This is a genomic window from Gammaproteobacteria bacterium, assembly GCA_033344735.1.
Taxonomy (GTDB): domain Bacteria; phylum Pseudomonadota; class Gammaproteobacteria; order UBA4575; family UBA4575; genus UBA1858.
Genome location: JAWPMW010000001.1, coordinates 2,106,921 through 2,126,283, shown reverse-complemented (window position 1 = coordinate 2,126,283; position 19,363 = coordinate 2,106,921). Strand labels below are relative to the sequence as shown.

The 19,363-nt window shown below is 38.8% G+C and carries 20 protein-coding genes; 9 read left to right on the top strand and 11 right to left on the bottom strand.

Going from position 1 to position 19,363, the window contains the following annotated elements; translation table 11 throughout:
* Positions 1 to 102 precede the first annotated feature (102 nt).
* The gene (gene dinB / locus R8G33_10920) at positions 103 to 1,176 is read right to left on the bottom strand and encodes a DNA polymerase IV (GenBank protein ID MDW3096175.1); all 1,074 of its coding nucleotides are present in this window, start codon (positions 1,174 to 1,176) and stop codon (positions 103 to 105) included.
* A 187-nt stretch (positions 1,177 to 1,363) separates the two neighbouring features.
* Between dinB and R8G33_10915 the strand changes: the two genes are divergently transcribed.
* The gene (locus R8G33_10915) at positions 1,364 to 1,906 is read left to right on the top strand and encodes a hypothetical protein (protein MDW3096174.1); all 543 of its coding nucleotides are present in this window, start codon (positions 1,364 to 1,366) and stop codon (positions 1,904 to 1,906) included.
* Between the two features lie 7 nt (positions 1,907 to 1,913).
* Here R8G33_10915 and R8G33_10910 read toward each other — a convergent pair whose 3' ends face one another.
* Positions 1,914 to 2,621: a hypothetical protein gene (locus R8G33_10910; protein MDW3096173.1), complete on the bottom strand. Its 708-nt coding sequence runs from the start codon at positions 2,619 to 2,621 to the stop codon at positions 1,914 to 1,916.
* 219 nt (positions 2,622 to 2,840) lie between these two features.
* Positions 2,841 to 3,983, bottom strand: a complete 1,143-nt coding sequence (locus R8G33_10905; protein MDW3096172.1) for a fatty acid desaturase — start codon at positions 3,981 to 3,983, stop codon at positions 2,841 to 2,843.
* A gap of 220 nt (positions 3,984 to 4,203) precedes the next feature.
* Here R8G33_10905 and R8G33_10900 point away from each other — a divergent pair, with 220 nt between their 5' ends.
* A complete protein-coding gene (locus R8G33_10900) occupies positions 4,204 to 5,175 on the top strand; it encodes a MerR family transcriptional regulator (GenBank protein MDW3096171.1) in 972 nt (323 codons plus the stop codon).
* A gap of 33 nt (positions 5,176 to 5,208) precedes the next feature.
* The gene (gene fabA, locus R8G33_10895) at positions 5,209 to 5,724 is read left to right on the top strand and encodes a bifunctional 3-hydroxydecanoyl-ACP dehydratase/trans-2-decenoyl-ACP isomerase (GenBank protein ID MDW3096170.1); all 516 of its coding nucleotides are present in this window, start codon (positions 5,209 to 5,211) and stop codon (positions 5,722 to 5,724) included.
* A gap of 71 nt (positions 5,725 to 5,795) precedes the next feature.
* Here fabA and R8G33_10890 read toward each other — a convergent pair whose 3' ends face one another.
* Positions 5,796 to 7,304 (bottom strand): AbgT family transporter, encoded by a 1,509-nt coding sequence (locus R8G33_10890; GenBank protein ID MDW3096169.1) that lies wholly within the window; start codon positions 7,302 to 7,304, stop codon positions 5,796 to 5,798.
* 265 nt (positions 7,305 to 7,569) lie between these two features.
* On the opposite strand from R8G33_10890, the gene R8G33_10885 reads away from it, so the two are divergent.
* Positions 7,570 to 8,232: a VPLPA-CTERM sorting domain-containing protein gene (locus R8G33_10885; GenBank protein ID MDW3096168.1), complete on the top strand. Its 663-nt coding sequence runs from the start codon at positions 7,570 to 7,572 to the stop codon at positions 8,230 to 8,232.
* A 70-nt stretch (positions 8,233 to 8,302) separates the two neighbouring features.
* Here the strand turns inward: R8G33_10885 and pepN are convergent, their stop codons facing one another.
* Complete coding sequence (pepN, locus tag R8G33_10880; protein ID MDW3096167.1) at positions 8,303 to 10,942, bottom strand: aminopeptidase N; 2,640 nt, start codon at positions 10,940 to 10,942, stop codon at positions 8,303 to 8,305.
* 71 nt (positions 10,943 to 11,013) lie between these two features.
* Between pepN and R8G33_10875 the strand changes: the two genes are divergently transcribed.
* The 4 genes from R8G33_10875 to R8G33_10860 are packed head-to-tail and all read left to right on the top strand — an operon-like array spanning position 11,014 to position 13,209.
* Positions 11,014 to 11,844, top strand: coding sequence for a rhodanese-like domain-containing protein (locus tag R8G33_10875; GenBank protein ID MDW3096166.1), 831 nt, complete (start codon positions 11,014 to 11,016; stop codon positions 11,842 to 11,844).
* Positions 11,831 to 12,622, top strand: coding sequence for a TatD family hydrolase (locus R8G33_10870; GenBank protein MDW3096165.1), 792 nt, complete (start codon positions 11,831 to 11,833; stop codon positions 12,620 to 12,622). Before R8G33_10875 ends, R8G33_10870 begins: the two co-directional genes overlap by 14 nt.
* A 31-nt stretch (positions 12,623 to 12,653) precedes the next feature.
* Positions 12,654 to 12,980, top strand: a complete 327-nt coding sequence (locus R8G33_10865; GenBank protein ID MDW3096164.1) for a BolA/IbaG family iron-sulfur metabolism protein — start codon at positions 12,654 to 12,656, stop codon at positions 12,978 to 12,980.
* A 19-nt stretch (positions 12,981 to 12,999) separates the two neighbouring features.
* Positions 13,000 to 13,209: a DUF465 domain-containing protein gene (locus R8G33_10860; GenBank protein MDW3096163.1), complete on the top strand. Its 210-nt coding sequence runs from the start codon at positions 13,000 to 13,002 to the stop codon at positions 13,207 to 13,209.
* Positions 13,210 to 13,213: 4 nt separating this feature from the next.
* Here the strand turns inward: R8G33_10860 and R8G33_10855 are convergent, their stop codons facing one another.
* The 6 genes from R8G33_10855 to R8G33_10830 form a co-directional block, all read right to left on the bottom strand.
* Positions 13,214 to 13,591: a hypothetical protein gene (locus tag R8G33_10855; protein ID MDW3096162.1), complete on the bottom strand. Its 378-nt coding sequence runs from the start codon at positions 13,589 to 13,591 to the stop codon at positions 13,214 to 13,216.
* Positions 13,588 to 14,154 carry an NUDIX hydrolase gene (locus R8G33_10850; protein ID MDW3096161.1) on the bottom strand — a complete coding sequence of 189 codons (567 nt, stop codon included), beginning with the start codon at positions 14,152 to 14,154 and terminating at the stop codon, positions 13,588 to 13,590. The genes R8G33_10855 and R8G33_10850 overlap by 4 nt, the downstream gene beginning before the upstream one ends.
* Positions 14,155 to 14,254: 100 nt before the next feature.
* The gene (locus R8G33_10845) at positions 14,255 to 15,892 is read right to left on the bottom strand and encodes a bifunctional diguanylate cyclase/phosphodiesterase (protein MDW3096160.1); all 1,638 of its coding nucleotides are present in this window, start codon (positions 15,890 to 15,892) and stop codon (positions 14,255 to 14,257) included.
* Positions 15,893 to 16,058: 166 nt separating this feature from the next.
* On the bottom strand, positions 16,059 to 16,907 hold the full coding sequence (locus R8G33_10840; protein ID MDW3096159.1) for a sulfurtransferase: 849 nt from the start codon (positions 16,905 to 16,907) through the stop codon (positions 16,059 to 16,061).
* A gap of 78 nt (positions 16,908 to 16,985) precedes the next feature.
* Positions 16,986 to 17,393: a hypothetical protein gene (locus tag R8G33_10835; protein MDW3096158.1), complete on the bottom strand. Its 408-nt coding sequence runs from the start codon at positions 17,391 to 17,393 to the stop codon at positions 16,986 to 16,988.
* On the bottom strand, positions 17,390 to 18,469 hold the full coding sequence (locus R8G33_10830; GenBank protein MDW3096157.1) for a 2Fe-2S iron-sulfur cluster-binding protein: 1,080 nt from the start codon (positions 18,467 to 18,469) through the stop codon (positions 17,390 to 17,392). The genes R8G33_10835 and R8G33_10830 overlap by 4 nt, the downstream gene beginning before the upstream one ends.
* A gap of 99 nt (positions 18,470 to 18,568) precedes the next feature.
* Here R8G33_10830 and R8G33_10825 point away from each other — a divergent pair, with 99 nt between their 5' ends.
* Positions 18,569 to 19,357 (top strand): hypothetical protein, encoded by a 789-nt coding sequence (locus tag R8G33_10825; protein MDW3096156.1) that lies wholly within the window; start codon positions 18,569 to 18,571, stop codon positions 19,355 to 19,357.
* Positions 19,358 to 19,363: the final 6 nt, after the last annotated feature.

The window sequence follows — 19,363 nt, the reverse complement described above, 5'->3', positions numbered from 1 at the left end:
GGTATATTATTACCACCAACATACTACAAGCCCATTTTTAGAACAACTTACGGCGCTAATTTTGAACGAATGTAAATTATTCTGGTTGCTATATAGCCATACTCATAATAAGGGCATCTGATCATCTCCAATAGCCTCAGAATCGAGCACCAAATTCGATATTGAAACGCCCAACAATCGTACTGGTAAGTTCTTATTTGTCGCGCTTTCTAATAGTGCTGGAACAACACCAATAATAGATTTGGCATCTCGAAATCCTGCTTTACTAGAATGACTACGAGTTACTTGAGTGAAATCTGAAAACTTCACCTTAATTGTCACAGTTTTGCCCAGGCCACCAAATTTCTTTAATTCTTGTTCTATTTCCATGCTTTGATTTTCCAACACTTTCAGCATTTCATCATGGAAATGTAAATCTACTTCAAATGTATCTTCGGTACCGATCGACTTTCTCAAACGGTCAGCTTCGACTGCTCTAGTATCAATGCCATGCGAAGCGTTGTAATAATATTGAGCAGATTTACCAAAGATAGGCTGCAGTGCTTCAAGTTCCCAAGTTGCCAAATCGGCTCCTGTGTAGATCCCCATTCCCTGCATTTTTTCTTCAGTAGCGGGACCCACACCATAAAATTCACGAATATCAAGCTTTTTCACAAACGAAGGGCCTTCTTTAGGGGAGATGTAGAATAAGCCATCGGGCTTACCTCGATCTGATGCTATTTTAGCTAGAAACTTATTGTAGGACACACCCGCAGAGGCGATTAGTTGAGTTTCTCTGTTAATGCGATGGCGTATATCTTTTGCAATCAGCATGCTTGAACCTGCACTTGCGATTTGGTCAGTAACGTCTAGAAATGCTTCATCTAAAGCCAATGGTTCAATAATTTCAGTATATTTTTTTAGAATGTCTTGAATTTGTACCGACACCTGTCGGTATACTTCAAATCTGGGTCGGACAAAAATTGCTTGTGGACACTTACGTTTCGCAATCGCAGATGGCATTGCTGAATGAATGCCAAATTTTCGTGCTTCATAGCTACAAGTTGCCACTACTCCTCGCAGGTCTGGATCACCCCCGACAACCACTGGTTTTCCTCTAAATTCTGGAAAATCTCGTTGCTCTACTGATGCGTAGAAGGCATCCATATCTATGTGGATAATGCTTCGATTGGACATTGGCTAGAAACAGCACATAACTTGAATAATTTACTAGAATTAATTACTAACTATTGCGTTTAGCTCACAAAGTTGACTGATCTCGTTGACCCGCACTGCGGTAATCCGTAGCATTTAGGCTATTGGATTTAAACCGTGCAAATAATAACGATCATCTAGATCACCCATTACATTTGGAGACACCATAATGAGCAGTTCAAACTCAAATCTACCAGTAATCGTATTGGTAGTCATAGCGATTTTAGTCTTAGGCGGGTTCTATTACGCTGATCGCTCATCCAGCACAACCGATGTGGCTGCGATCACCGATCATGCTGACACTGAAAGCATGATTAAATCTAAAAAGAAATATGAAGCACATAAGTCTGCATTTTCTCACTCAGGCTACTCAGGTTCTGCTGAAGGATATCTTTCAAAATTCAGCGCTGGCACCCCAAAACCACCTAAAGATGTAAAACAACATTCGGGCTACAGTGGTAGCGGAGATGACTATGTTGCAAAACATAGTGGCGATGAAATTGCAAAATTAGAATCAAATGCAAATGATCATTCAGGATTTAGCGGTTCAATGGAAGATTATGCTTCAGGCAATTTTAGTACTCGTAGTTCATCATCTACCAATAACAAATCATCCGCACCTAAAGCTACTTCCAAGCATAAAAGCTCAAATTCCAATTCACACACTGGCTATGACGGCTCAGTTGATGATTACTTAAATAAGTATAAGTAATAATAACTTAATTGACTGGTAGTTTTGCGCGTAATTCATCACGGTCAAACCACCAGTTAGCGCCTACAATGGCATCAATCACTTTACCTAGACGAGCAAACATCTCGTCTAGGTTATTTAGCTCTAACATTTCAATCCATATTTGAATAGACTCTTCATCTTCAATACCGCGATGTCTCTTAGCTACCATGGCAATTAACTGCTTAGCTAAAAACATTAAACTTTCTTTTTCATCATCTTTACTACGTAGCTCTGCTATATAAAGAGCTGCAACACTTGCTACTGCCGCACCATCTGAGTTGTCTGGTGTCTCATCAATAATATAAGACAATATGTCTACTGATAATGCAGGTTCAACAGGATAAGTCACTGCTAGCCAACACGCATGCCCCAGCGCCGTAATAGAATCATCCTGCTCTGATAAATAAAGTAATTCACATGCCTCTACAGCCTGTTGAAAACACTCGCCCTCAATAAATGTTTTAAGCAGAGGTCTTGCTTCTTGCCAACAAGCAAGCTGTTCTCCTAATCCCAATTGAGCTCTAGCTATATTCAGTTTCACTTTGGCCACATCAAGTAAATCTGCTTTATCACCCAATTCCGTCAACTGGTGCATAAGTTGATGTATCTCTTTTTCAAAAAATACGCGTGCATCACCGAGGTCTTGGCCGCTAATCGTTTCTGACATGGCTCTAGAAAGAATGTCTCTACTCATAATTTTAGTACTACTTTTTTATTAGTGGAAAGTTTATAAAAGATATTATTGTTGTTTCTCAATCTATACCCAATGTCGAAATTATTTATCAAATTCAGTGTACAGATACAGCATAAATTTTTAGAGGTGATTTAAATACACATTAAATTCTAATATGGGGATTCTTAAGACAAAAAAAAGCCCCCAGATGGGGGCTTTTTGATACAACGTAGTGGCAGATTAAGCGTAGCCAGCGATCTGATTAATCTTGGCCGCGACCTTACGCTCGCCTTCTGAGGCCATTTCATCATCCCACTTGTTCATCTGCTCATTCATGTACTTATGCCATATTGGCGGTAACAATGCCAATGCAAATAACGTGAAATAGCCACGTCCGCAGTTCGGTGATCCCACTTCGTCTAACTCCCAAAAGTGGGTCTCTCCACGGTCATGGTGATCTCCTTGACGTCCAATCTCGATAAAGAACCAACTCGTGAATGCCGTGCTGTTATCCCAGCTATGACGGTAATCAATCGGTTGCCCTTTCTCGCGAATTAAACCGTAGTGCTCCAGGTAGTTCAATGCTTCTAACTCAAAGTTAGAAATTAACCACACAATCGCTAAACAGCCTATGCCAACCCAGCCGCCGACAAACCAGAACAAAAATACTGTTGGCAATGCCATGAAGTATCCGCGTATCCATCGGTTCTGCCATGATAAGAATGGCACTCCCAGTCTCTCTAGACGTTGCTTCTCCATCACGAATAAAAATTTACTTTGCCCAATCCCAGATAATGGATAATGCTTGTACAAGCTTCTTCCACGTGGTGATGTCGCTGGATCATCGACATGACCAAGCTCTAAATGATGGTTGTATACGTGGGCGTAGCAGAAGTGTGCCTTGCCTGATAACGCCATCATCCAACGCGCTATTACAAAGCTGAAGCCTTTCGTATGCGCTAACTCATGACCATAGATAATGCCGATGCCGGCAAATATTCCTGTTGAAATTGTTGCACCAATTAGCTGTGCGCCTGTAATGCCATCTTGAATAGACATGCCTAGAAGCGTTGACGGAGCAATTGGAACACCTGTCATGTACTGGAATATGCGCCAGGCCAACACTATCTGTAAACAGATAAACACGCCTAGCATGCCGTACATCACACCATTGTGTAAGGCAGGAATACCATACAGTTCGCCGTCTTCATCAAAACCCGCACCCGGGGTTTGTGCTTTGGTTAATGTGTCAATAATAATCCCAACACCCAATAATGCTACGCCCGTCCATACCCATGGACCGCCAGCTAGCACGCCAAACAATGCTGCCAGTATTAGCAACGGAGCTAAAAAATAGCGCACGTTGATTAAAAATTTCTTCATATGACCTCCTTACAGTAACCACGCGAAGTGTGAATAGATAAGTGTTTAGTATCTGACATTAACTATAACAAAAACATTTACAATTACCAATATGATTAGACATTTTGCTAATGTTTTGTCTTGTACATATAGCTGACAATGTACTAAAATTGTTCCATCTAATTAGACATGAGAAGTACATAAAGTTGGACAAACACATAACAAGACAAGCGTAGCCAGAATGGAGACTAATGTCACAAATCCCCAGCATCCAATACAGGTGGTTTCAAGGCGCACAGGCCTAACAGCGGATGTAATACGTGCATGGGAAAGACGTTATCAAGCAGTTACTCCCCAGCGCGCTGCTAATAGCCGCCGTTTGTATTCAGATCTTGATGTCGAGAAGCTTAGTTTGTTGAGACGAGCGACTTCTGCAGGTCGGCGCATAGGCGATATTGCCAATCAGAGCATTGAAGAACTTTACTCATTGGTGGAAAACGACGAATCAGCCGCAGCTAAAGCTCGTAACATTCCTTCTGAACGACCAAACACGGGTTCCGTAATGGAACACTTTGAAGAATGCCTCGATGCGATTAATCAGATGCACCCCAGCGCATTAAAAGCAACTCTCGTTAAAGCTGCAAATACATTGGGTATTCCTTTTTTATTAGAAGATTTGCTACGACCGTTAATTGCCTTCATAAGAGATGAATGCCGACGCGGTAATATGCGTCTGTCACAAGAAAGAATGGCCACATCAATGATTCGTTCATACATGTGCACGTTAACGGCTTCTGAAAACGAATATGATTCTAATTATAATTTAATTGTGACCACACCAATGGGACAGCAATATGACTTGATTGCACTGCGCATGGCAGTCGCTGCTAATTCTTATGGGTGGAATTCGATTTACTTAGGCACAGAGTTAGCGGCTGACGAAATTATTTATGCCTGCGCACATACACATGCGTCTGCAGTGGCCTTAGGTATTGCAAGACCAGCAGATGATCCTCATTTACCTAATATATTACGCCAAATCAAAGCGTCCTTATCTGGAAAAACCACATTGATTGTATGCGGTACTGCTGTATCAGGTTACACTGAGGTAATTGAAGAGGTTAATGCAGTAGTTGTACAAACCATGGGAGAATTACGACTTGAATTAGATCGTTTAAAACGCCCAATAGCTGCATTCCTTGAAAATGAATAAGTAATAATAAATTTATCAATCTAAAATACCATTATGACTCGACCCTCTAGTTTCAGTTTCGAAGACCTTATCTCTTGTGGCAAAGGTGAAATGTTTGGCCCTGGCAATGCGCAACTTCCAACGCCTAATATGTTGATGGCAGACCGTATCACTACCATTAACAAAGATGGTGGCAACTATAAAAAAGGCAAAATCATTGCCGAACTAGATATCAAACCAAATTTATGGTTCTTCGACTGCCACTTCCCAGGAGATCCAGTCATGCCTGGTTGTTTAGGTCTTGATGCAATGTGGCAACTTGTTGGATTTTATTTAGCCTGGCGCGATAATCCAGGCAGAGGGCGAGCACTTGGCGTTGGTGAAGTCAAATTTAGCGGACAAGTACTACCTACCGCTAGCAAAGTGACTTATGAAATTGATATCAAAAGAATGATTACTCGCGGCGTTGCATTAGGAATAGCTGAAGGTGTTATGTCTGTTGATGGTCGCGAGATATATCACGCAAAAGATTTACGTGTTGGCTTATTTACTTCTACTGAGGATTTTTAATTTATTAAAAACTTTCCCCGCGCGCGCGAGTTCATAATAAATTTCGTGACGCATTTGTTAACGTGCAAATATTAGTAAACGAAACCTGGGCCCAACGGTATTTTAAATACTACCCAGGTGATCAATAACACCACCCAAGCAATAAAAAACCCAATACTGTAAGGCAAAGTAAGGCTAATTAAAGTGCCAATTCCTGCATCACGATGATATTTTTGCAACATTGCTAATACAATAATCATGTAAGGATTTAATGGCGTGATTACATTCGTCACTGAATCACCGATACGATATGCCACTTGCGTTAACTCAGGCGCAATACCAACTTGCATTAACATGGGTACAAACACGGGCGCCATAAATGCGTATTTCGCCGACATGGAACCAATTAAAAGATTGGCTAAGCAAGCCAAAAGCACAAAAGCAAACAACAACACACCTACATCTAAGTGCAGAGAAGCCAGCCAGCCTCCTCCAGCCAACGCAAGCATTTCTCCTAAGTGAGTGTATTTAAATACTGCTATAAATTGTGCTGCGAAAAATGCCAACACAATATACGGACCTAAATCAGCAATAGTATCGCCCATATATTTAGCAAACTGCTTACTATTTTGAATTGTTTTTGCCTTCAGCCCAAAAACAATTCCTGGAATGACAAAAACGAAAAATAACAAGGGAACGGTTACTTCAACCCAGCGAGGGAATCGGTTTCCATTTCCATATAAAGGTGCCCCTGGAATTTTTACTGCTAGTAAAATAAGTAAAATTAATAATACAAATGCGCTACCCGACCAAATAAGCGCACTTTTATTTGAATCGCAGACTATAGTACTGTCCTGAATTGCAGAAGGGTTTTGATATGGAATGTTTGCAACCCGAGGTGCAACCCACTTAGTCGTCACTAACCATCCCGTAAAAGTAAGTACAATAGTTGATGCAATCATAAACCACCAATTACTTGTCACTGCGACTTTATAGTTAGCATCTAAAAACTGTGCTGACGTTTCAGTAAATCCAGCAAGGAGTGGATCAATACTAGTAACAAATAAGTTAGCACCAAACCCTGCTGATACACCTGCAAAACTTGCCACTATCCCCAAAACAGGAGAGCGTCCTGCCGCCATAAATAAAATTGCTGCGATAGGTGGTAAAACAACATAACCAGCATCTAAAGCCATCGATGACATGATGCCTATAAATATAATTGCTGGAACTAGATACTTTTCCCTAACCGCATTTCCAGCCATAACAATTAATGCGGGTAACAATCCACACCGTTCAGCAAGCCCTATGCCAAGCATACCTACTAATACAATTCCTAGCGGTGGGAACTCAATAAAATTTTTAACTAAAGTGCTTAACCACCACCAAACACCCTCTGCACTAATTACTGAACGCGCTTGCAATAACTGAGATGAGCCACCTGCACTCGGCTTCTCAATCTGCAAATTGAACCAAACAGCAGCTTCCGCACATACAAGAATAAATACCGTGCCAATAATAAATAAATACGCGGGATCAGGTAATCGATTACCTAACCGTTCTATTTTTGTTAACCAGCTTTTTTGTAACATATCAGACATATGTGCTTACAATAATGTTGTATTTGAATCATTCATATAATGTAATATTCAGTAGACTTAAAAATATTAACCCTAGGATATAAAAGGAATTTTCCAAAAGATATCAACTAGTTATTATTGGATAATTATCATGGCAAATTAATTTTTTAATAATTTAGTCACATTTGCTCTACAAAATGCGTCACTTAGTCGACTTGCATGATTAGAACTTAATCACATAATGACAAAATGTAGAAAAATACACCCAGAACGTAAGGCTCAGCGAATGAAAAGTATCATAACTCACTCACTCTATATATTAGCTTTATGCTTAAGTCTTTCTGCTAATGCAGCTCTCATTGACTTCGAGGATGGCATGCCAGGGGACATAATCACAAATAGCACTATAGATGGTGCAACATTTAGCGTGACGGGCCAGGGTAATACTAGTGGAAATCCTAGAGAACTTATTCTATTCAATTCAGACTGTACTCAAAATGTTGACTGTACAGGCGGAGATAATGATTTATCATTTCCAGGCGCTGGCAATATCCTAATAATCAGCCAGGATAATAATTTCAATAATCCAAATGACTCTGCTTCTGGCGGTGATATCGCTATTGATTTTGGTATAAACATCACATCTATCAGCCTTGTGACGCTTGATGTTGGAGATAGCCGAGGACGGAATGATGGTGATAATTTCCTTGCTGCATTTTTCCAAGGAAGTGAAGTAGCTCGATTTGATTTCTTAGGTGACCAAGGCGAGAATAACGTACAAACAGCATTTTTATCTGGTCTATTTGATAGTGTCGTACTCCACCTAGAAGGAAGCGGTGGACTAGTTAGTGTAGATTTTACAGCAGTGCCGGTACCCGCCGCTCTACCATTATTTATAACAGGCCTAATTGGCCTATTTGGTTTGCGTAAAAAAGCGTTGCTTAAATAAATCTAAGCTTCACATAAAATAAGTGCTTATATAAGCAGCCTACTTTATATTGAATAAATACCTATTGAATTCAATTTTCTAGCCCGCGATCAACAATTTCAAATACATCTCTTGATAGATCGGGTACAGCTTTAATACGCTGAAGTGATTGCTTCATTAGATCTTGGCGAACAACATCGTATTTCTTCCAATCTATTAGAGGCTTTACAAGACGAGAGGCAACTTGCGGGTTGATTGTATTCAGTTCAATTATTTTATCCGCTAAGAATGTATACCCTGAGCCATCTTTAGCATGAAAAGCAGTTGGATTCGCCATAGCAAATACACTAATCAATGCGCGCACTTTATTTGGATTCTTAATTGAAAAACTTGGATGATCAAGAAGTTTCTTTATAGTTTCTAACACACCTGGTTTTCGCGATCGTGCTTGCAAAGAAAACCATTTATCCATAACCAAGGCATCCTGTTTCCAGCGTTCACCAAATACAGCTAACGCTTCGTCTCTAAAAGGCTCATTCAAGTCATTCACTGCCTCCAGAGCCGCCATGGAATCAGTCATGTTATCTGTATTCTCAAATTGAGCTTTAGACAACTGAATATAATCATATTTCTCTAATGAATTAAGATAGGACAAGCAAATTGATGCAAGACGACGTTTGCCCATATCCGTTGCATTATATTGATAGTCACCTGAGACACTATTCTGCCGATAAATATCTAGCAATAATTTTTCTAAAGATGTTGCAATATTTACCTGCAATTGCTTACGTGCCTGGTAAATTGCATCAACATCAATCGGCTGTATAAAATCTGCCAAATAAGACTCTTGTGGCAATACCATCATTTCAGCTTTAAAAGCAGAATCAATACTTTCATCTCTAAGCACCACTTCAAGAGCTGCTATATATTGAGCTGCGTCAGGAAGTTTTATATCCGTCTTCACTGCAATAATCGCATCTAGCAACCACTCAGTTGCAAATCGCTGTCCTGCATCCCAACGATTAAATGTATCAGTATCATTAGCCATTAAAAATACGAAATCTTCTGCAGTGTATTGAAAATTTAACTTCACCGGCGCAGAAAAGTTTTGCAAAAAAGAAGGGGTTGGCTTTTCAGTAATCCCTGCAAACACAATTTCTTGGTGTGTTTGCGAAACACGCAAAGTCAACATTTCTGATTGCGTATAACCATCAACATTCAACACCATAGATTTACCATTTGCGTCATATAATGCTGTATTTATAGGAACTAAATATGGCTGTGGCTTAGATTGCATTTTATTTGTTGGTAACTCTTGCTCAAATGTAACTACATACTCTTGTTTATCTTGGTCCCATACACTAGAAACATTTATTGCTGGTGTACCACTTTGCGAATACCAGTTTAAAAAATTTCCTAACTCAAAATCATTCGCTTCGGCCATCGCTGCTGCAAAATCGTCAGTAGTTACTGCTTGCCCATCATGCTTTTTAAAGTAACGCTGCAACCCTTTTTTAAATCCATCTCTACCAAGTAATGTTTGATACATCCTTACTACTTCCGAGCCTTTTTCATAAACAGTGAGCGTATAAAAATTGTTTATTTCGACATATGATGACGGACGAATTGGATGCGCCATAGGACTATCATCTTCGGCAAACTGATAAGTACGCAAATATCTTACATCCTGTATTCGTTTAACTGCTCTAGATGTTACATCTGAAGTGAATTCTTGATCACGAAAAACAGTTAACCCTTCTTTCAAGCTCAACTGAAACCAATCTCGACAAGTGACACGATTACCTGTCCAGTTATGAAAATACTCATGTGCTATCACTGCTTCGATACTCATGTAATCAGCATCTGTTGATGTTTTTGGACTAGCTAACACGCACTTAGAATTAAATACATTCAGGCCTTTGTTTTCCATCGCGCCCATATTGAAATCATCAACAGCAACAATCATGTAAGTATCAAGGTCATATTCAAGATTGAATGTACTTTCATCCCATTGCATTGCCTTCTTCAATGAGGCTATTGCATGATCGCATTTATCTGCATTGTGAGATTCAGTATAAATTTCTAAGCTCACATTACGACCACTTTTAGTAGTGAACTCATCGCTACAACATGACAAGTCACCAGCGACTAATGCGAACAGATAGGATGGTTTTGGGTATGGGTCATGCCATTGGGCAAAATGTCGCCCATTATCTAATTTACCCTCGGAGATTCTATTTCCATTAGAGAGCATCACAGGTATTTTTGACTGATCTGCTTCGATGCGAACTGAAAAGATTGCCATTACATCTGGACGATCTAAGTAATAGGTGATTTTTCTGAATCCTTCTGCTTCACATTGAGTACAGTAGTTGCCAGATGATAAATACAGCCCTTCAAGGGCTGTATTTTGAGCAGGATCTATCTCGACCAATGTAGACAGTACAAATTGGTCAGGAACATTTTGTATAGTCAACTCTTCTGGACTTACCGAAAATTCTTGATCTGATAGCTGATTATCATCGATCTTTACATGTATCAGCTTTAACTGTTCACCATGTAATACTAAGTGTTTTTTGTTAGACGCACTCTGATTGGAATGTATATGCAACTCTGCATGAACTAAGGTTTTTTCATCAAAGAGCTCAAAACATAAATCGACCTTATTAATTAAATAATCTGGTTGGTGATAATCTTTTAGGTATATTGCTTTTGGATTGCCTTCTTTCATATTTATGACTATTTTGATCGTTGTGAGTTTGAGTTAATATCCGCACAGAAAATATCTATCCATATAGTGTAATGATAAATTTAAATCCAATATACATAAATATTGCTGGCTATCGCTTCACGCCAATTGAAGATATTGACGATACTCTAATTCAGCTAAAAAGCCTGTGTGCTAATTTAGACATCAAAGGCTCTATCTACCTGGCTAGCGAAGGTATAAATATTGGAGTATCAGGAAATATCCTGGAGATTCAAACTTTTCGCTCACAACTCAATAAAGATGCACGTTTCTCAAATATGAGATTTCATGAGCTGTATAGTCTGTACCATCCTTACAAAAAAATCACCGTAAAAACTAAAACTGAACTAGTTCCAATAGAAGACAATACACTGAAAGTTGGTGATTTTGATCATCAATATTTACCTCCATTAGAGCTTAAAGAATGGCTTGACAGTGGTAAAGATTTTATTTTACTTGATATGCGTAACGAATTTGAATTTGAGCTTGGCACCTTTGACAAGGCTAAGCAGTTAAATCTAAGGCGCTTTAGAAAATTGCAGACTAAAGCAGATGAAATTAGCAAACTACCAACAGATAAACCAATTGTTACTTTTTGCACAGGCGGCATTCGTTGTGAAAAGGCAGCACCTTATCTTGAGAAGTTTGGCTTCGATAAAGTCTACCAACTAGAAGGTGGAATCATAGAGTATTTACGCCAAACAAAAGGCGCTCACTGGCATGGCAACTGTTTCGTATTTGATGACCGCGTGTCAATCAACAGTGATCTAGCTCCTGAGCATTTTAATTTATGCACTGACTGCCAACTCATTCTTAAAGATTCAGAAGTTGAATTCTGCACCTCATGTTTAAGCAACCATATCTCACAAGATGTCGTTATTTGATTTTTGTTTTAACTTCACAAGCAGTAAATTTAGAGATAAGGAAGAACAATTCTTACAAAGAGCATTTGCTGCTGATGTTAGTCATTTCTTAGTCGCAGGCTCTGATCAAGAAGATAGTCACTACGCTATTGAACTCGCTGAACGCTATCAACAAGGTATGTATGCAACTGCTGGGGTTCATCCACACTTGGCAAAAAATTGGCAAGACAATACGCAAGACTGTTTACGCACATTAGCTAAAAGTAAGCGTGTTAAAGCCATTGGAGAAGCAGGCCTAGATTATAATCGCAATTTCTCAACTCACGAACAGCAGCGGCACGCATTTCGTCAACAAATAGAATTATCCATCGAACTGCAAAAACCACTGTTCTTACATGAACGCGATGCGCACAAAGAATTTTTCTCTATCCTTAATGAGTATAAAAATGACTTAGGTCCAACTGTCGTACATTGTTTTACTGGTGAAGCCCAAGCATTAGAAAATTACTTAGCCATGGATTTATACATTGGCATTACGGGTTGGATTTGCGATGAAAGGCGTGGTGGTCATTTGCATTCTCTAGTCAGCATGATACCTGAAGACCGTCTATTAATAGAAACAGATGCTCCTTATCTATTTCCACGCACATTTCAGCCTAGACCAAAAAATATGACCAATGAACCAGCATATCTTCCACATATCGCAGAGCATATCGCCTACCATCGTGGGGATAGCTTCGAACAACTTTGTGACTATACAATGACCAACTCGTTACGCTTTTTAAGCATTGACGATTAGCATCAATGATTTTACAACGGAATTTATCAATATGAAGATTCAAACTGCTATTGAGGAAAAAATTAACGCCTCATTAACACCTCTATATCTGGAAGTGCTTAATGAAAGCAGCAATCATAATGTTCCGCCTGGTTCAGAGTCGCACTTCAAAGTGACAGTGGTGAGCAATGAATTTGATGGTAAAATGTTAATTGCGCGCCACCGTATTATTAATAAATTGCTAGCAGAAGAATTAGCAGGTGCTATCCATGCACTTTCAATACATTCATTTACCCCAGACGAATGGGCCGAAAAGAATCAGCAATCCCCTCAATCGCCCCCTTGCTTAGGCGGGGCTAAACGTGAACAACCAAACTAATTTACTAATATAAGCTGCTATGCACACAAGTGATGCTCAAGAAGAAATTGTACGCAGACTATTAGAATTACGCGTTGAACATAAAGATTTGGATGATGCCATTCATGCATTATCGCAAGCGGATTATGTAGATCAACTTCAGCTAAAACGCCTTAAAAAGCGTAAATTACACATTAAAGATACAATACAAAAACTAGAAAGCGGATTAATCCCCGATGTAGATGCTTAAGTAACTACTTGGCTATTTCTTCTAGAGCAGCAACCATTTTAGTTTCATCAATAGGAAAAGCAATTTCCACGCTAAATTTAAATTGCCGCCTTAACTTATCGAGGTGATTTTCAAATTCTTTTTCGTAAAGCACAATGAATTCAATTTGATCATTTGTTTGTGCAACTGCAATGATTGACTCAAGGCTACTAAGGCGATCTCTAAAAGTGTGTTGGTAATTAAATTCAGCGACAATCACATCAATCTTTTTTTTCTTCAGCAAAGATAATGCTTTACGCATTGAAGACTCTATGACAACGTCATAACCATATTGCTGATACAAATCTCGAAAGTCTGGGTAACCTCCAAGTTCAATTACAGCTAATAATAGTTTTTTACTCAATATCGGGTAATCTGAATAGCTCGTTCGTGATCCCGCGTTATCTCGCCTGTATGCAAGGAAAACTCACCACGCTTCCTATCCTCAAAATATAATTTTAGTGTTTCAGTAATAATAGGAAATGATAGGTCAGCCCAAGGAATATCTTGCTCGTCAACAAACTCTGTTTCTAAACTCTCAATACCTGATGAAGCTTTTCCATCAATCACATCTGCCTTAAACATGATATAAACCTGACTTATATGTGGCAGATTATAGATGGCAAATAATTCTAGATTTGACGTACGCGCTGTTGCTTCCTCGAACGTTTCTCGCGCAGCAGCTTCTTGTATTGTTTCGAAATTCTCCATAAACCCAGCAGGGAGTGTCCACGTGCCCAATTGAGGTTCGATAGCACGCTTACAAATCAATATTTTTTCCTGCCACTGCGCGACGCATCCAGTAACAATTTTTGGGTTCTCATAGAAAATAGCGCCGCATTTTGGACAGCAATGTCTTAAACGGTTATCACCATCTGGAATCTTATGTTCAATATCACTTGAACCGCAATTGCTGCAAAATTTCACGCTACTTGCCCCGACTCAATAAGAGAAATGATAAACAACTATTCGAGGTTAGAAAGGTATCATGCTATAGACATTTAATGAACCTTGCACAAGCAATAATTTAAAGCTGGTAAATATCTTTTATAGGAGTAGGTTTTCCAAAAATATAGCCTTGGCCGAAGTCAACGCCAATCACCTTAAGCGCTTTGATTATTTCAGGCTTTTCTACAAATTCTGCAATAGTTTTAATATTCATTGTTCGCGCGACATTTGTTATTGCTTGTACAGTGGCAAATTGAGTTGCATCATCTAGCATAGAAGAAACAAAAGAGCCATCAATCTTCACATTATCAACATCTAGTTTATTCAGGTAATTAAATGAACAATATCCAACACCAAAATCATCCAGAGAAAACTTATACCCAACTCCTTTCAATTTGCTAATGAAGTTTTGCGCTCGAGATATACTTTTAACCGCGACACTTTCTGTAATTTCAAAACAGATATGCTCAGTAGGAACTTGATGCTTATCAGTTAACTCCAGCAAGAATTTCTCAAAGGCAACACTAACTATAGAGTGACCGGAAAGATTAATCGATAAATTTGGAATTCTTACCTGAGCTTTCATTTTCTTGGATATATCTTCAAATACTTTCTCACATACCCACTGATCTATCCTTGTCGTCACCTCTAATGACTCTGCCGCAGTAATTAATTCTTGCGAGGAAACAAAGTCTTTTTTCTTATGATCAAATATTCGTAGCAAAATCTCATATGAGTAATGATCAGCTTGATCTTTAAGACAAACTATCGGTTGAGCAAATAATTCGAACTTATCATTTTGCAGGGCATCTTCAATCACCATTGCATAATGCATTTTGCCAGAATGATAAGCCATCATTGTGTCTTGAGTTGCTGAGCTATGCACACAATCACGCCCATTTTCTTGCGCTGATCTTAATGCTAGGTTTGCAGAGTATAATATCCCCTCTAATGTGGAAACATCCTCAGATATTGAAATCACACCTATTGATAATGTTATTTCTATTTGTTCACCGCCATAACTAAATTTATATTCTTTAACTTGCTCTCTTATGATTTCGCATAATTTAACACTATCATCAATATTGGTGTTTTTAAGAATAACTGCAAATTCATTATCTCCTAATCGACCTATAGTATTATTTTGTGGAATATAACGCTTAATAACATGAATTAATTCTTCAAGAACATAATTTCCTGCTTCATATCCATACTTTTCATTAACTACTTTGAAGCGATCAATATCTATAGTACAGACACAGCTTTCCTCTTCAAGATCAGTTCCAAGCAACCCTGATAACTGAGATACAAACGCCTCTCTATCAAGACAAATTTGTAGTTTAGCCTCTTGCGTATTATTTATTGTTTCTATGCATACAAAAAAATGAGGTTTTTTCAGAAACAGGCCTTTAGTTACAGTAAAGCGTAATGACGTCTCTGGCCGTTTTAACAATGAGACATATTGTGGAAGTTCTTCGAGCTTTTTTGTAATTGAATTTCGTAGCTCTGGAGTGTGAAAAAAACCTTTAATTGGCTCGCCAACTTTGGTCGATTGAATTATTTTCCTAAAAGCATCATTGGCATAAACAACCACACCATCACTCATTGAGAGAATTCCTACTGGCGTAGATAACTCTCCAGGGTCAATCGTAGGGTGGAGAGAACCTTCAGAGGCTTCTAATCTTTCAGCAATTTGATGCTCTGCTAATCCATCCATAGAAAATTATATTGGTTCCATTAATTCAAACATAGTCAATTTATTGACTAATAGAGGTGATCACAACCTGTTCCAGCTAACCGGTATGAATCTCGGAATAATAGGTTGTTAAATCATGCACTTAGTCATATACGCATTATTAGAACCAACCATATAGTTCAGTATTTTAGTCTACAGAGTCGACCGGACGTGATGGGTCTCTTATCCATTGACTCCAAGATCCTATAAATATTTTTGTCGGTGGCGCCCCTGCAACTGCTAGTGCAAGCAGGTTATGACACGCTGTTACCCCTGAACCACACATGTTAACTACATTAGTTAACGGCTGATCCTGAATAATATTAGCAAAGCGTTGATTGATAATATCTGGCGTCTCAAACAACCCTTCTTTAGTTAAATTCCCAGCAAATGGGAGATTATTTGCGCCTGGCACATGTCCTGGGACTGGATCTGTATTTTTGTCCTTGCCTGTAAAACGATCAGCCGCACGCGCATCTATTAGAGTAACTTTATTTGCTGCTAACTTAGTAATAACAGTCTGAATATCAACCAACCAATCCATCTTTGCGCTACCCGAGAACCCCCCCTCTGGGAATTCCACATCATCTTTACTCAGAGGTAATCCTTGTTGCGTCCACTGCTGCATTCCTCCATCTAAAACCGCTACTTTATCGTGTCCCATCCAGCGCATCATCCACCATAGTCTAGCCGCGAACGCACCCGAAATATCATCATAAGCAATTACCTGAGTATCATTATTTATACCCCATGCCTTTAATTGAGCTTGAAATACCCCAGCATCCGGCAAGGGATGACGCCCCGATGTTTCTGTCATAGCTGAAGATAACTGAGTATCCATGTCGGCAAATTGTGCTGACGGCAAATGGCCAGATTGATAACTTTTTAATCCTCCTTGTGGGTCTTTTAGACTGAATCGACAATCAAATACTCGTACATTATCTTGATCGATAATCGATTTAAGTTCATCAGCAGAAATAATTGTCTTGTATTCCATTTTTTTGCCTCCTTATATTAACCAAGCATTGTTATTTTTTTGCGTAAATGAAAGTATATTACATTAAGCTCTTACAAATTATTTTCTTCTTCTTCGAGTGCGATAGCCTTGCATATCAGACACCACTTTTTTATATGGGAATGATTCTATTTCATTATATTCAGTATAAAGCGCTTGAATAACACCAGTGATATTATCAACCTTATTATCATTTCTATTCTGCAAAACTCTTTGAATTCCAAGCAAGCCACCAAATTGAATTTTCACCCAAACTCCGTGAGGTACTTGAGTTAAATCATCTTCATATTCAAAAGAGTCTAGTCCCACTTGCTTTAATTTTTCATATACACATAAACATTGCTGTTGATGCTGATCAGATTGACAGGCTATATCCGGTCCTGCTCTACGAGTCACCAAATCTCCATATTGACAAGAAAATTCATTTGCTATTTGTGTCAACGCAAATACACACGCATCACCTATCATGTATTTTCCTCTTTTATTTCCTGCTTAATTGAAACCATACAGCTCATATCCTCATTACCCCTAACAGGCTCACTAAAGAATCGACGCATTAGCACATGTTTCTTGCGACAGACATTTTCAAACAACTTTGTAGCTGGCGCTGGCGCACTTACATACACATCGTGGCATGATAGATCTTCATATGCTTGCATCGCTTGCATAATGTAGGCTTCTACAGTGGCGCATCCATGCTGAGGATCATCTGATAATTGTTTTATCGATTCACCCAGTGCAATACCCGTGTAATTAAAATGATCAAATGCATCAGCCCATGAACGGCAAAGATTGTGCATATACAACCCATCACTTCCACAAGACATCCAAATTAAATGAATATCTAGCTCTTGTTCTTGTGCGGTAATATGTTCCAACAAACTTTTTATCGCGGCAAAACCAGTATCAAATGCAAACAAGATAACTGGTCTGTTAGCATTTTCATCATAAACAAATTCACCAAGTGGCCCACGTAAATCCAGGGTATCTCCTATCCTCATCTTATCAGCAACTTGCACTGACATTGGATCATTACTACTGACTCTTAGATGTAATTCAATCAATCTATCTTCACAAGGACAACTAGCAATAGAAAAACGACTTTTACCAATATTTTCTAAGCTAATCTCAACATATTGTCCCGCCATAAAACGTAATCGATTAGTGCGAGGAGTCTGGACTATTAAGCGAAATACTTCGTTTGCTAACTCCTCAACCTTTCTGACCTTTACATTTAATCTCTGCAAAGGAATATCCAAAACAGTATTAGCTACCAATGCATCTATAACAACATCATCCTTAACAGCGCATACACATGTAAGCATATGTCCTTGGAGTTTTTCTGCTTCAGGAATTACAAATTCACGAGGTTTTATTTCATCAATATTACCACTAACTAAACGTGCCTGGCACAATCCACAAGTACCACTACTACAACCATAGTTAATTGACACGCCTGCACGAATAGCTGCTTCGAGAATAGTCTCATTCTCTTGCACCATGAATGTTTGTTTATTACTACAAAGAGTAACTTTGTGTTCCATAACGATCACTCACGCAATTTCACCATCTTAGTGCTACAGATATACCTTCCAGCCCCAATCAAATCGACTATAGAATTATTAAACGCTAAAGTGCTTGTTATGCGTATATTCTCATTCAGAAATTTTAGGGTTTTAGTCCTACTAATTACTCTGGCGACTGTAGCACTTTACGTCAAAGACCAGAAACTGGTGACTCAAGGCTGGTATAAAACTCTTGATATTGTAGTTTATCCTATCAATCCGACAAATAGCCCAATAGTCAAAAGATATATTGATTCATTAACATCAGACAGCTTTTCGCGAATAGACAAACTTATTAAACGTGAAAGCAAAAAGTACAATATAGTCTCTAGTGTTCCAACGAAAACAAGATTAGGCAGAACTCTTACAATTATCCCTCCAGACTCTCCTGAATTGGGCAGTGGAACACTCGATATAATTCTTTGGAGTCTGAAACTTCGAATATGGCTTTGGCAAAATGCACCTGATGAAGTAAATGATAAACACTTAATCCGAATGTTTGTTTTGTATCATGATCCCTCAATTATTACTGAGTTAAAACACTCAGTTGGCTTACAGAAAGGCTTAGTCGGCATTGTTAATGCATATGGCATCAAGTCACAATCAGTGCAAAACAGCATCGTCATTACACATGAATTTCTACATACTGTTGGTGCCAGTGATAAATATGATGAGTTTGGAAATCCTGTCTTTCCTGATGGATTAGGCAACCCAAACCAAACGCCATTATACCCACAAAAGAAGACAGAAATTATGGCTGGAAGACGTGCACTCAGTGCTTCCCATTCTGAAATGCCAAATAGTTTCAAAAGAATTGTAATAGGAGAAAAAACAGCACGAGAAATCGGCTGGCTGAGTGATATATAATGCTCG